At 74.4% G+C, this 13,913-nt stretch carries 10 protein-coding genes; 4 read left to right on the forward strand and 6 right to left on the reverse strand.

Features of this window, described 5'->3' with window-relative positions; all coding sequences use genetic code 11:
* Positions 1 to 253: 253 nt before the first annotated feature.
* Complete coding sequence (locus NQZ70_RS36240; RefSeq protein WP_129578310.1) at positions 254 to 1,075, reverse strand: DUF3025 domain-containing protein; 822 nt, start codon at positions 1,073 to 1,075, stop codon at positions 254 to 256.
* Between the two features lie 170 nt (positions 1,076 to 1,245).
* Here NQZ70_RS36240 and allB point away from each other — a divergent pair, with 170 nt between their 5' ends.
* Together allB and NQZ70_RS36250 are read left to right on the forward strand one after the other, a co-directional pair.
* Positions 1,246 to 2,601: an allantoinase AllB gene (allB, locus tag NQZ70_RS36245; protein WP_129578311.1), complete on the forward strand. Its 1,356-nt coding sequence runs from the start codon at positions 1,246 to 1,248 to the stop codon at positions 2,599 to 2,601.
* Positions 2,580 to 4,133 (forward strand): allantoicase, encoded by a 1,554-nt coding sequence (locus NQZ70_RS36250; RefSeq protein WP_129578312.1) that lies wholly within the window; start codon positions 2,580 to 2,582, stop codon positions 4,131 to 4,133. Before allB ends, NQZ70_RS36250 begins: the two co-directional genes overlap by 22 nt.
* Before the next feature lie 96 nt (positions 4,134 to 4,229).
* On the opposite strand, the gene NQZ70_RS36255 is transcribed toward NQZ70_RS36250, so the two are convergent.
* On the reverse strand, positions 4,230 to 4,667 hold the full coding sequence (locus tag NQZ70_RS36255; protein WP_129578313.1) for a CHRD domain-containing protein: 438 nt from the start codon (positions 4,665 to 4,667) through the stop codon (positions 4,230 to 4,232).
* 253 nt (positions 4,668 to 4,920) lie between these two features.
* Between NQZ70_RS36255 and NQZ70_RS36260 the strand changes: the two genes are divergently transcribed.
* Positions 4,921 to 5,601 (forward strand): TetR/AcrR family transcriptional regulator, encoded by a 681-nt coding sequence (locus tag NQZ70_RS36260; RefSeq protein ID WP_129578314.1) that lies wholly within the window; start codon positions 4,921 to 4,923, stop codon positions 5,599 to 5,601.
* Positions 5,602 to 6,030: 429 nt separating this feature from the next.
* Here NQZ70_RS36260 and uraH read toward each other — a convergent pair whose 3' ends face one another.
* On the reverse strand, positions 6,031 to 6,372 hold the full coding sequence (gene uraH, locus NQZ70_RS36265) for a hydroxyisourate hydrolase (RefSeq protein WP_129578315.1): 342 nt from the start codon (positions 6,370 to 6,372) through the stop codon (positions 6,031 to 6,033).
* An 81-nt stretch (positions 6,373 to 6,453) separates the two neighbouring features.
* Positions 6,454 to 7,887, reverse strand: a complete 1,434-nt coding sequence (locus NQZ70_RS36270) for a DUF6986 family protein (protein WP_129578316.1) — start codon at positions 7,885 to 7,887, stop codon at positions 6,454 to 6,456.
* A 233-nt stretch (positions 7,888 to 8,120) separates the two neighbouring features.
* On the opposite strand from NQZ70_RS36270, the gene NQZ70_RS36275 reads away from it, so the two are divergent.
* Entirely contained in the window at positions 8,121 to 10,400 is a 2,280-nt protein-coding gene (locus NQZ70_RS36275; protein ID WP_237244352.1) for an alkaline phosphatase, read from the forward strand.
* Between the two features lie 102 nt (positions 10,401 to 10,502).
* On the opposite strand, the gene NQZ70_RS36280 is transcribed toward NQZ70_RS36275, so the two are convergent.
* Positions 10,503 to 11,768: a hypothetical protein gene (locus NQZ70_RS36280; protein WP_129578317.1), complete on the reverse strand. Its 1,266-nt coding sequence runs from the start codon at positions 11,766 to 11,768 to the stop codon at positions 10,503 to 10,505.
* Positions 11,765 to 13,771 (reverse strand): zinc ribbon domain-containing protein, encoded by a 2,007-nt coding sequence (locus tag NQZ70_RS36285; RefSeq protein ID WP_165374343.1) that lies wholly within the window; start codon positions 13,769 to 13,771, stop codon positions 11,765 to 11,767. Before NQZ70_RS36285 ends, NQZ70_RS36280 begins: the two co-directional genes overlap by 4 nt.
* Between the last annotated feature and the right edge of the window lie 142 nt (positions 13,772 to 13,913).

The raw sequence follows: 13,913 nt of genomic DNA on the forward strand, positions 1-13,913 counted from the left end.
GTCAGGCCACGTCCCGCAACACTTGAGTTGAGAGATTGCTTCTCTCTTGCGAAGTTCGCGCGGCGGGCTGATGAGTCTGCCACGCGAGGAGCCCTCGAACGCGGACGGAGGCATTCCGCCTCACGGCCGCTCACCCCGCGGTAGCCCCTGGCGCGCCACGCCGCCGCGACGCTCCATTCACGCCGCGTGCGCCGCGGCGCCCCGCTCGGCACAGCGCCTGTGCGACAGCGAGCGTCGCGGCGCGGAGCGCCGCTCACGCGCACAGGACGCGCTCGTCGACCGGGAGCCGCGCGCTGCGCTCGGGGTGCGCGAATGTGCCGGGCGATCGCAGCGCGTCGCAGAGGCCCGCGTCGGCCAGCGCGACGAGCGCGCCCGGCGCGGCGGGCAGCGGGCCCTCGCACGGGACGAGGTGCACCAGCGCGTGGACCGTCGGACCGGGCCGGAGGAGGCTCTCGTAAAGCGCGTGGCCGAAGACGAGCGCCGCGGCCTCGCCCCGCTGAACGGCGCCCCGCGCCTCGCCGGCGCAGCGCCCGAGATCGGCGGCGTCTTCGAGCAGGGGCGCCCGGCGCGCGTCGTGGAGCAGCAAGAGCCCGCCCTCGTCGAGGAGCGCGAGCCCGTCGAGCTCGCGCGTGCGCGCCGGCGGGAGCGCCGCGGCGGACGGGTCGAGGCGCGCGGCGATCGCCCGGTGCTGGCGCGCGTGGAGCTCCGCCTTCGCGCGCGGGAACGCGGCCCACACGAGCATGTTGAGGAAGTCGTGCCAGTTCCTCGGGCGCGTGGGCACGCAGCCCTCGACGTGGATGCGCGCGTCGTAGAGCGACGAGGGGTCGACCGGGCCGCGCCGCCCGCGGCGCCGCGGCCTCGGCGGCTGCTCCACGAAGCGGACGGGGAAGCCCTCGCCGAGCGCGCGGCCATACTCCTCGACCGGCGGCCAGTCGACGCACCCGGAGAACACCTCGGCCCGCGGACGGATGGGCCAGTAGAGGCGGCTCTTCTCGTAGAAGAGCGGCTCCCAGGGGACGGGGCTGCGCCCCGGTGCGCCGCCCTGTTGCGGCGCAGCTCGGCCGTCGGCGCTCACGCCGGGCAGCGTAGGAGCAGGACCGCGAGAGCTCAAGCCGCGACGGAGCGCGTGCGCTCGAACCGCCACGGACCGCGAGCGCTCGAGCCGCGACGGAGCGCGTGCGCTCGAGCCGCGACGGAGCGCCGCCCCGGCGGCCCGCTCGGCGCCGTGATATCCTGGCGCCCCTGATGACGCCGGACCTCATCGTTCGCGGGTTGCGGGTGGTCACCGGGGGCGCGGTGCGGCCGGCCTCGGTTCACATCCAGGGCGGCACGATCGCCGCCGTCGCCGGGCACGACGAGGTGCCGGAGGGCTGCCCCGTCGTGGACGCGCGAGGCGCGGTGGTGATGCCCGGGCTGGTCGACGCGCACGTGCACATCAACGAGCCCGGACGCACCGAGTGGGAAGGGTTCGAGACGGCGACGCGCGCCGCGGCCGCCGGCGGCGTGACCTCGCTCGTCGACATGCCCCTCAACAGCATCCCGCCGACGACCACGGTCGCGCACCTCGAGGAAAAGGCGCGCGCGGCCGAGGGCCGCTGCCTCGTCGACGTGGGCTTCTGGGGCGGCGCCGTCCCGGGCAACGCGGGAGAGCTGGTTCCGCTGCTCGAGGCCGGCGCGCTGGGATTCAAGTGCTTCATGGTCGACTCCGGCGTCGCGGAGTTCGGCCACGTCGCCGAGGCGGATCTGCGGGCGGCGCTCGAGGTGCTCGCGGGCACGGGGGCGCCGCTGCTCGTCCACGCCGAGCTCCCCGGCCCCATCGACGCGGCGCGCGCGGCGATCGCCGGCCTGGATCCGCGGACGTACGCCGCCTACCTGCGCTCGCGACCGCGCGAGGCCGAGGACGACGCGATCGCCCTGCTCGCGTCGCTCTGCCAGGCGACCGGCGCGGCGGCGCACGTGGTCCACCTCTCGTCGGCGACGGCGCTCGGCATCCTGCGGCGGGCGCGCGACGGCGGCGCCGCGCTGTCCGCCGAGACGACGCCGCACTACCTGCACTTCGCCGCCGAGGAGATCCCGGACGGCGCGACGCCCTTCAAGTGCGCTCCGCCGATCCGGGAGCGGGAGAACCGCGAGGAGCTCTGGGCCGCGCTGCAGGGCGGGCTCATCGATCTCGTGGTCTCCGACCACTCCCCGTGCACGCCCGAGCTCAAGCGGCTCGAGGCCGGCGACTTCGACGCGGCCTGGGGCGGGATCTCGAGCCTGCAGCTCGGGCTGTCGATCGTGTGGACCGACGCCCGAACGCGGGGCGTCCCGCTCGAGCGGCTCGCGGACTGGCTGTGCCGGGGGCCGGCGCGGCTCGCCGGGCTGCGCCAGAAGGGGGAGATCCGGCGCGGGTTCGACGCGGATCTCGTGATCTGGGATCCGGAGGCGAGCTTCCGGGTCGAGCCGCCGCTCATCCAGCACCGGCACAAGGTGACGCCGTACGCGGGGGAGGAGCTCCACGGGGTCGTCCAGGCCACCTACCTCCGCGGCGAGAAGGTGTTCGACCGCGGGAGCTTCTCCGGAGAGGCGAGGGGGCGATGGCTGAAGAGAGAGGGGTGACGGGGCCGGCGTTTGCGGAGGCGCTCGATCTCGCCTCGGAGCGCCTGGGCGGCGCGGTGCTCTCGGCGAACGACGAGTTCTTCGCGCCGAAGGAGAACCTGCTCAAGGCGACGAAGCCGGTGTTCCTCGAGCACGAGTACACCGATCGCGGCAAGTGGATGGATGGCTGGGAGACGCGCCGGCGCCGGACTCCCGGGTTCGACTGGTGCCTCGTCCGGCTGGGGCTGCCCGGGATCATCCGCGGGGTCGTCGTCGACACGGCGTTCTTCCGGGGCAACTACCCCGAGCACTGCTCGATCGAGGCGTGCGCGGCGCGGCCCGACGCGCCCGTGGAGGAGCTGCTCAATCCGCGGACCCACTGGGTCGAGATCCTGCCGCGCTCGCCGCTCGCGGGCGACGCGCAGAACGCGTTCGCGGTGAGCTGCCCTTTCCGGTTCACGCACCTCCGCCTGAACATCTATCCGGACGGCGGGGTGGCGCGGCTCCGGGTGCACGGCGATGCCGTCCCCGACTTTCGCCGGCTCGACCGCGCGGGCGCGGAGATCGATCTCGCGGCCGCGGAGAACGGCGCCCGCGTGCTCTCGTGCAGCGACATGTTCTTCGGGGTGCGCCACAACCTCATCATGCCCGGCCGGGCGGCGAACATGGGAGAGGGCTGGGAGACGCGCCGCCGGAGGGGGCCCGGGTACGACTGGGCGCTCGTGGCGCTCGCGGCCCAGGGCGAGATCCACCGGATCGAGGTCGACACGAACCATTTCAAGGGCAATTACCCCGACAGCTGCATGATCGAGGGGATCGACGCGGCGGGGCGCCCGCTCTCGGAGCTCGCCGGCGCGGGCGATTTCCGGGAGATCGTCCCGCAGACGAAGCTCCAGGCGCACACGCGGCACCTCTTCGAGGAGGAGCTCCGCGCGGCGGGGCCGTTCACGCACGTGCGGCTGAACATCTATCCTGACGGCGGGGTGAGCCGGCTCCGCATCTTCGGCAAGGCGACCCGGAGCGGGGCGGCGGAGCAGCGGCTCCGCTGGCTCAACGCGCTCACCGACCGGGAGGCGGAGGCGGAGCTCCGCGCGGCGTGCGGGGCGTCCTCGTGGGCGTCGCAGATGGCGGCGGCGCGGCCGTTCCGCGGCGAGGAGGAGCTCCACGCGACGGCGTCGCAGGTGTTCGCGCGGCTCGGCCCGGAGGACTGGCTCGAGGCGTTCCGCGCGCACCCCCGCATCGGAGAGACCAGGCCGCAGGCCGAGGCCGCGGAGGCGAGCGCGACGGCGAGGCGGTTCTCGAGCCAGGAGCAGGCGGGGATGAGCGCGGCGGCCGAGGAGACGCGGGAGGCGCTCGCGCGTTACAACCTGGCTTACGACGAGAAGTTCGGGTTCATCTATATCGTCTGCGCGACCGGGAAGAGCGCGGACGAGATGCTGGAGACGCTGCGCGAGCGGATCGAGCACACGCCGGAAGAGGAGCTGCACATCGCCGCGGAGGAGCAGCGGAAGATCACGGGGATACGGCTGAAGAAGCTGCTGTGGGGCGCGTAGATCCCGGGGCACGGCCGCGAGGAGGGTGGAGCGCCAGAGGGCTTTGGCGGCGGCACGACCCCTGTCCGGGACGCCGGTCGTCGGGATGTCGATCGTTCAGCGCGATAGCTGGCCTCGCAAGGCGCCGTCGGGGAAATCGGCGGTGCGGACGTCGACGTAATACCGCTCCGGCGCGGCGAGCAGCGCGCTCAGGTCGTCGCGGGACGCGCCGACGCAGCCCGTGGAGCTGCCGCCCAGCGGCGGCATCAGCGTGAGGACGACGCGGCCCGCATGGCCGGAAGAGCCCTCGTGGACGCGCGCCGCGATCGCGGGCGCGATCCCGGAGACCGTGAGGTCGAAGCAGACCTCGCCGAGGACGAGATCGAGCGTGAGGCGGGCCGTGCCGCTCCCCCGCCGATCGCCGCGACCGGGCGCCTCGTCCTGCCCGGTCAGCGCGGCCGTGAGCGGCCGGAGCGGGCGCTCCGGCAACGCCGCGCGCGCAGGCGCCGCCGCCAAGAGGACGGCGCCCAGAGCGGACATCGTGAGATGCGGCATGTCTCCCTCCTGCACATCCCGGGGATGCGCCACGCGAGGGCGCCACGAAGAGCAAAGACGACGCCGGCCCGCGCGCCGCAGCACGGCGGCGCAGGCGAGGAGGGCTGCGATGGACACGGCCCTTCCATCGGTCGCGCCCGGCGCGCTGAGTCGGGGACGAAAGCGGACAGGAGCGGCCCAATGCATGGACCCAAGTCGCCGCTTCTGCCGCGATTGAACCCGGATCGACGGAAGCGTAGAGTGTCCGCCACTCATGATCTCGACCCGGAAGCCGTCCCGCGCCGCGACGCCCAGGCGCGGCGAGGGCAAGCCGCCCCGGCAGCGGCTCGACCTCGACGCACGCCGCGCGCAGCTGCTCGCGCTGGGGCTCGAGCTCTTCAGCCAGCGAGCCTACGACGACGTGTCCATCGACGAGGTGGCGCAGGCCGCAGGCATCTCGAAAGGGCTTCTCTATCATTATTTTCCAACCAAGCGCGATTTCTACATCGCCGTCCTACGTGAAGCGGCGCGCGAGCTCGTCGAGCGGTCGCTGGACGTCGACGACGTGCCGGTGCCGGAGCGGCTGCGCACCGGGCTGGACGCCTATCTGGCCTACGTCGAGCGACAGGGGATCTCTTACGCGGCCGTCTTCCGGGGCGGCATCGGCTCGGACGCCGAGGTGCTGGCGATCATCGAGGAGACGCGCAGCCGGTTCCTCGACAAGCTGCTCGCCGATGCGCCGGTGGCCGAGCGGCCTCCGGCGCTCCGGGTGGCGCTCCGCGGGTGGATCGGGTTCGTGGAGGCGACGAGCCTCGACTGGATCGAGCGCCACGAGCTCGACCGGGCGTCGCTGCGCGACCTGCTCGCCGATCTGCTGCCCGAGGTGGTGCGGCTGGCCATGCTGCACGCGGGCGGACAGGGCGCCGGCGAAGCGGCGGCGGAGGCGCCCGCCTGAGGGCGCCCGGTCCGCCGCGGCCGGGGGGTCAGGGTTGACGGCGAGCCCGCGTTCTGCCAGGAGACGGGCGCGCGCGACGCGCGCGGAGAGCACGGCGGAGGCACCCGATGAGCACAGAGAACCCGAAGATCGAAGACGACTGGACCATGCCCAAGCTCATCGCGCTCGCGGCCGCGACGCTCACCGTGGCCTTCACGATCATCTATCTCATCTCCCCCTGACGGCGCGCACGGCGCTGGCCAGCGCCGCCTCGGGCAGCGCGCCCGGCGCTACAGCCGCCTCGCTGCCCGCTCCCACCGGCCGACGCATCGTTCCACTCCCTCCATCGGGAGCCGCCCGCCGCCCCAGGCGCAGGGCGCGAACGCAACGAGCCAGCTCACGCAGCGGATCGGCTCGGCCTCGTTCTCGCCCGCGTCGCCGGGCGCGCGCTCAGCTGCCGCGGTACGTGGTGTAGCCGTAAGGGCTGAGCAGCAGCGGGACGTGATGGTGCTGCGCCGGGTCCCGGATCTCGAAGAGCACCGAGACCGTGGGGTAGAAGCTCTCGGACCCGAGCGCCGCGTAATAAGCCCCGGTGTGGAAGGTGAGCCGATAGGTGCCCTCGACCGGGCGCTCGCCGGGCGGGAGCAGGCCCCGCTGCCGGCCGTCGTCGTCGGTCGCGCCCCGGCCGACCTCCCGGTAGCCGCCGCCGTCGCCGACCTCCAGCACCACCAGCACGCCGCTCGCCGGGCGGCCCCGCGACGTGTCCAGCACGTGCGTCGTGATCGCGCTCATCGATCCTCCTCGCGCTCGGGCCCGCGCTCGGGCTCGGGGCTCGGGCCCTCGCGCGATGCCGTCCGTTCCGAGCCTCCCATATCACGCGCTCCGGCGCGCCACGATGGCAGGGAACGAGCGCTCCCTGAGCTCGTCCGGCGCGAGGCCGGTCCGCTCCGCCGCCTCGCCCTCCGTCATCGCGCCCGCGCTGACCGCGCGCAGGAAGAAGCGCAGCAGCCCCTGCCCCGTCGCGGCGTCGTCGAACACCGTCCCGGCGACGGTCGCCTGGGCGGCCCGCTCGATGAAGCTCCGCAGCCGGGCGGCCGTCGCCTCGACGCCCTCCAGGAAAAACGCGTAGGTGGCCGCGTAGCGCACCGGGAGCTCCGCCGGATGCAGATCCCAGCCCTGGTAGTAGCCGCTCGCGAGCGCGCGACGGACGTGCTCGTACTTCAGCCGCCAGGCGCCGACGACCGCGCGGCGGTTGTCCTCCACCTGCTGCGGCGAGAGCGGCGCCCCGCCGGGCCGCGCGCGGTGCGGCGCGACCGGCAGGATGTTGCTCGCGCCGTCGGAGAGCCAGACCCCCGAGCCGGCCAGCGCGATCTGCATCACGTGCCGCGCGAAGTCGCACGCCGGGTGCGCGAGGTGCTGGTGGGCGGCCGTGATCTCGCAGCTCGCCGTGTAGTCGTAAGCGCCGAAGTGCGCCGCGACGCACCGCCCGCGGGCCGCCTCGACCATCCCGGGCAACGCGATCTCGCCCCGCGGGCCGATGATCGAGGCCGGCGTCTCGACCATCAGCTCGATCCGGATCGAGCCGACGGGCACCCTCAGCGCGGCCTCGAGCGCGTCGAGGGCGTCCGCCAGCGCGGAGACCTGCTCGGGCGCGACCACCTTCGGCAAGGTCACCACGAAGCCGGGCGGGAGCGCGCCGCCCGAAGCGGCGACGAGCGAGGAGAGGAAGAGATCGAGCGTCCTCAGGGCCCGCTCGGCGCCCCCGTCGCCGAGCGATTTGATCCGGATCCCGAGGAACGGCGGCAGGCCGCCCGCGGCCATGCCGAGGGCGACCTCGCGGCCGGCGGCGGCGGCGTGCGCGTCCTCCTCGTGCGCGGGGCGCACGCCGTAGCCGTCCTCGAAGTCGATGCGCAGATCTTCCACCGGCTCGCGGCGGAGCTTGTCGAGCACGCGCGCGTGCACCGCGTGCGCGAGCCGCGCCGGGCCGGAGGCGCCCGCCGCCGCGCCGCCGGCGGCCTCGATGGCGGCCGAGAGCGCGAGCGCCCTGGCGCGGTCCTCCGGGAGCCCGTCGGCCCCGGGCAGGCCGAGCGCCCGCGCGAAGGCGGCGAAGTCGGGCGCGTGCTCCTCGACGGCGCGGAGCGCCACGGCCCCGAGCTTGCGGGCCGTATCGGCCTTGAACAGGTGAGCGCCGCCGTAGACGGTATGGACCGGCTGACGCGCGCCGGCGCGGTCGAGCCCAGGGTGGCCGCTGCGGAGGCGCGCGAGGGCGCCGCGCAGCGCATCAGGGGAGAGGCTGGTCTGGAACATGGCGTGCACGTGGTGGGTGATGGGTGATGGGTGGGTGGCGCGACAGGTGGGACGCACACGAGAGGCCGCCTGACTCGGCACGTCAAGTCGCGCTCGCGCCGTCGCGGCGAGACGCCATGCGCGGCCGCGGCGCCCGAGCGAGCCCGAGGGGCGCTCGGGCGCGAGGGAGGGGCCGGCGCCGCCGTTGCGCGCGCCGCGCCCGGGGTGTATCCGTCGTCGGAGGGCTTCAATCGATGATGCGACGCCGAGACTTTCTTCGCGCCACCCTGGTAACCGCCGGCTCGGTGGTCGTGCCCACGGCCTGCTCCGAGGACGAGGGGGTGGCCGGCGCGTGCGACGCGCACGAGAACGACGCCTACTTTCCCCAGTCGGTGGCGTCCGGAGACCCGAGGTCCGACAGCGTCGTGCTGTGGACCCGGCTCGCCGACAGCCAGCAGACGGCGGATGTCAGCCTGGCGCTCGTCATCGCGCTCGACGAGGCGTTCACGCAGCTCGTGACGCTCACGCCGACGTCCAGCAGCGCGGCCACCGTTGGATCGACCAGCACGCGGCTCCCCGTGAGCGCCCGGGCGGAGTTCGACCACTGCGTCAAGATCAAGGTGAGCGGCCTGAGCCCCGGGACGACGTACTATTACCGCTTCTTCTACACGACGGCCGACGGCTGTGTCAGCTCGCGTATCGGGCGGACGCGGACGGCGCCGACGCCCGACGCGGACGTGCCGGTGCGCTTCGCCTTCGTGTCGTGTCAGGACTACGTCGGTCGCTACTACAACGCCTACGCGGCCCTGGCGAGAGAGCAGCTCGACTTCGTCGTCCACCTCGGGGACTACATCTACGAGACGACCGGCGATCCGAGCATCCAGACCCCTTCGGAGGAGCGCAAGGTCACCTTCGCCGACGTGAACGGCGCGATCGCCTTCGAGCCGGCAGAGGGCGCCCCGTACCGCGCCGCCCGGTCGCTGAGCAACTATCGGGAGCTCTACAAGACGTACCGGTCGGATCGGGCGCTCCAGCGGGTGCACGAGCTGTTTCCCATGATCGCCATCTGGGGCGATCACGAGTTCTCCAGCGAGTGCTACGGCGCGACCGCGACCTATTTCAACGGCCGGCAGCCGGAGACGGACGTGGATCGGCGCAAGGCGGCGAACCAGGCGTGGTTCGAGTACATGCCGGTCGATTACCCGGCGGGCGACGACTTCAGCTACGACAGGACGGCCGACTACCCCCAGGACATCACCATCTACCGGGACTTCACCTTCGGAAAGCACGTCCACCTCGTGATGACGGATCTCCGCACCTACCGCGCGGATCACCTGATCCCGGAGGACGGCTTCCCGGGGAAGGTCATCGCGAAGCAGGCGGAGCTCGTGGCTCGGCTCGGAAGCGAGCCCGAGCACATGGGCCCCTACTTCGACGATATCGACGTCGAAGACTTGTACGCGACGGCGCTGGAGGAGGCCGCGCCCGTGCTCGGCTTCGATCCGAGCCTCGGGTTCGCGCAGGACGAGTCGCCCCGCTCCATCAGCGCCTCGTTCGTCAACGCGATCGTGGCGAAGCTGAACGAGCAGCGGTCAGCAGGAGAGCAGCTGCCCCTCCTCACCAGAATGGATTTCGCTGGAATGGACGTCGGGATCGCCTACGTCGATCTCGGGAAGCACGTCGACTTCACGCTCGAGAAGCCCGATTTCTACAGCGCGTTCGGGTCGCGCTACTTCGTGGTCAAGGAGACCTTCGATGCGGCCTCGCGGTTCGTGTACGATCCGTCCACGGGGAGCGACACCATGGTCATGGGGGAGGCGCAGCTGGCCTGGTTCAAGGACACGATCAAGGAGTCCAAGAGCACGTGGAAGGTGTGGGGCAACGAATACTGCCTCTCGCAGCTCGCCATCGATCTCACGCCGTCCCGCGCGGAGGACGACCCGCTCAAGCGGCGCTTCTACCTGAGCTGCGACGGCTGGGACGGCTTCCGCGAGCAGCGGAACGCGCTGCTCAGCGAGATCGCGACGGCCGGCAACGTGGTGGCGATCACCGGCGATCTCGGCGCCTTCCTCGCAGGGACGCCGGCGGTGGACCGCGCCGACGCCGAGCCGGCGAAGATCGTGGAGTTCGTCGGCGCCGCGATCTCGTCGGACACGTACCAATCGCGGCTGCAGAGGCAGGTGGCCAGCCATCCGCTGCTGAAGCACGCCATGGGCGCGGAGAGCATCGCCCTCACGATCGATACGTACCTCGTCAACGAGGCGACGAATATCAATCCTTACCTCGCCTTCAGCAACGCCAACAGCAACGGGTTCTGCATCGCCGAGGCGAACGCCGACGAGTTCGTCGTGAGCATGCACATGCTCCCCGCAGACGCGCTCGCGAAGCCCCTATACGAGGAGGCCGACAAGGCGACGCTCGACGGCCAGATCACGATCGCGCGGTTCAAGACGACGGGCGGGTCGGAGCTGTACAAGGAAGAAGAGGGCACCTGGAAGAAGTGGAGCCCGGCCACGTCGAGCGAAGGCAGCTGACCCACGGCGGCCCCGGCGCGCCGCGCCGGCGCGCCGGCCGCAGCCCTCGCGCGGCAGCGCGGCAGGCCGGTCGTCGAGCGCGCCACGGCCGCGCGGCGCGGCTCAGTGCGCCAGCATCACCACGGTGCCGTCGCGGCAGGCGATCGCCATCCGCTCCTCGCCCGCGGGGACGACGGCGACCGGAGCCGCGCAGACGCGCTCGGCGGCGATCGAGACGTTGCCGTCCGCCTCGACCACGCCGGCGCGGCCGCTCGCCCTCACGAAGCCGACGCGGCCCGCGCGGTCGATGACGACCGGCGGGCTCGGCTTCGCGTCCACCGGCCCGAAGAAGCCGGAGAGGCCACCGTCGGCGGGCGGGGCCGCGAGCGGACGGTCGATGGCGACCCGGAGCGCCTCGTTGCCCGAGGGGTCGACCCCGACGAGCAGGCCGGCGGTCGAGAGGACCACGGCCACGCCGCGGGCGCCGACGGCGGGCGGCCCGTCGAGCGCGCCGAAGGCGCCGCCGGCGCGGACGCCGGTGGTCCCGGTCGGCAGATCCAGCGCGACCAGGCGGCGGCCGTCGACGACCGCGAGCAGGGTGCGGGCGTCGGCCAGCGCGGCGCCGCGCCGGGGTAGGCCGCCGAGGGAGCCGAGCCGCCTCGGCGCGCTGGGCGGACGCCAGGTCAGCACCGCGCCCGACTCGGTGGTGACGAGCGTGCCGTCGGGGCCCGCGAGCAGGGCGCCGGTCGCGCGATCCGGGAGCTCGGCGCGGGCGCGCACGCCGCCGTCCGCGGCGAGCTCGACGAGGGAGCGCCCCGCGGCCGCGACGAGCCCGCCGTCGTCGAGCGCGAGCGGCGTCACGTCGGCGTCGCGCCCGCGGAGGCCGAGGGGGACGGCGAAGCGCACGCCCCCCGCCGGCGTGAGCCCGACGGCGAGGCCGGACGAGGTGATCAGCGCGATGGTGCCGTCGCTCGTGATCGCGGCGGGCGCGAGCGGCGCGCTGTCGCCGATGCGCACGCGCCAGCGCTCCCGGCCGTCGGCGCCGAGCTTGACGACCTCGGGGACGGTCAGCGTGAGGACGAGATCGCCCTCGGCGTCGGCGAGCGGCGCCGCGTCGATGCCGCCGCGGAGCTGCTTTCGCCACACCTCGCGCGCGGGGAAGGGCAGCCGCGCCGCGGAGCGGCCGGTGCGGCGCGCGTCGAGCCGCTCGCTCGGCGCGAAGCCGCGGGGCGCGCCGACCACGATCGTGTGCGGCCGGCTCGTGTCCACCGCGTCGGCGAAGGCGAACGGCGCCGCGGCGGGGAGCAGGGCCGCGGCCGCGGCGAGGCCCGCCCTCGCGAGGCGGCGCGGCCGGCGCGGCCGGCGCTCTGTCGCGCGCGCGGCGCTCACCGGGCGCCCTTCACGGTGAACTCGACCCACACCTCGGGGATCTCGGCGCCGCCCGGCGCGACGAACGGGGGCGCGACGCTGCCGTAGGCGGTGAGGACGTCCCCGCGCTGGGCGGGGTTGTCGGCGCCGTGGACGAGGCGGACCTTGCAGGTCTCGGGCGAGCGCGCCGCGGCGCCGGGGCCCGCGCTGGCGGCGGCCGCGCCGGCCTGCTTACAGCCGGACGTCCGCGGCATCGAGAGCAGGATCAGCGTCGAGTACCCCTGCCGGCGCGCCTCGAGGACCTCGCCGGTCAGCGCGATCGGCTTGCCGATGACGTCCTTCCCGCCCGCGGCGAGCTCGACGTAGCCGATGGGGTTGCGGCCGGCGAACTCCTTCGCGGCGGTCTCGAGCCGGTCGACCCGGCGCACCGCGATCTTCGCGATGCGCGGGGCCATGCCCTGCATCTTCGCGCGCACCTCGAACTGGGTCGCGCCCACGGACGAGACGTTCATCACGTGCGCGAAGGTGCCGTCGGGGCGGACCGTGATCGGGTGCGCGCCGGCGAAGAGCTGGGCGCCGCGGGCCGTGCGCCCGGCGAGCACGAAGCTCTCCTTGTCGATGACCACGCTCGGGCCGGGCGCCTCGATGCCGAGCGGGACGATGCCGACCGCGACGCTCACGACGCCCTGCTCGCGCGGGCCATCGGGCGGCGCGACCGTGTACGGCACCTGCCGGCTCAGCGTCTTCGTCTCGTCCGAGAGCCCGGTGACCGCCTCGATGACGTCGATCGACTCGATGGCCCGGCCGCTCGCGAGCGCGACCTCCTTGCCGTCGAGCGTCACCTGCGTGCCCTTGCTCGCCTCGACCACGACCTGGATCGAGGGGCGCTCCCCTTGCAGGGTGCCGAGGTCGGGGCGGATCCGGTACGCGACGTGGATGGAGACGCCGACCGTTTCATCGCGCCCCCTGCCGGGGCGGTCGATGGCGACCTTCATGTGATTTTCGCCGACGGAGAGCGGGCTCGCGAGCGGGATCTGCGCGACGCGGCCGGCGATGGTCGCGCGGCCCTCGCCGATGGAGACCGCCGTGCCGTCGGGGCAGCTGTCGCACCGGAGCTCGATGACCTCGCGGCCGCCGGCGTCGGCGCGGGCGCGCGCGGTCACCGGGGGCGCGCTCGGCCAGAGCAGCGCGAACAGGACCGCGCCGAGCGCGAGCACGCCGCCCGCGGCGACGACCACGACGGCCCGGCGCGACGAGCGCGCGCGCCGCTGCGGCGGCGCCGGCGCGAGCCGCTGCTTCAGGCGGTGCGGGCGCATGAGCACGGGGTTGCGCAGCTCCGGGGCGCGGAAGCGCATCGGGGCGATCGTGGCGCCGAGCTCGCCGGCCGGCTGGTAGCGCGCCTCGAGGTCGGGATCCGGCGCGGGGTCGGCCGGGGCGCCGGGCGCGAGCGGCGCGATGCCGGGCCGGGCGACGCCGACCAGCGTGCGGGACGCGCCCGGCGGCGGCGCCGGACCGCGCGCCGCGAGGCCCGGGGCGAGGGGGACCGTGTGATCGAGGAGCTGCGCGCCCGGGGCCGCGTGCACCGGCGCGCCCGGCGGCGGGTAGACCGGCGCGCCCGGGGCCGCGTGCACCGGCGCGCCCGGCGGCGCCGATGCATCGAAGCGCGCTCGCGGCGCGGCTGCCCCCGGCGTCCCCACGGCGAGCGTGCCCCCGGACAGGCGCGGGTCCGCCCGCCCGGGCGCCGAGCCCAAGACCGCGGCGGGCATGCCGACGATCGTGCGCGAGGCGGCGCCCGGCGCGCCGGCCACGGGCGGCAGCGCGGCCTTGCCGTGGCCCGCGCCGCCCGGATCGGCCGGAGCGGACGACCCCTGCCGGAGCAGATCGGGGAGCGCGACGCCGACCATGGTGCGGGCCGCGGGCTTCAGATAGCCCGCGGCTCCGCCCGGCGGCGCGAGCGCGGCGCCGCAGTGCGGACACACGTTCGCGCCCTCGGGGATCGGTTTCCCGCAGTGCGGGCAGTGCATGGGCGCCATGGTAGCGAGGAACCGCGGCGCGGTCAGGCTCCGGGCGATCCGGCGCGCGCGCGGCGCCGTCCTCGCGGCAGAAACGACGGCGAAACCACGGGAGGTCGCGCCCGCGGCGCCGGCGCCGGCGCGCCGCGCAACA

Origin of the sequence: Sorangium sp. So ce836 (assembly GCF_028553905.1) — a bacterium.
Lineage (GTDB): Bacteria > Myxococcota_A > Polyangia > Polyangiales > Polyangiaceae > Sorangium > Sorangium cellulosum_D.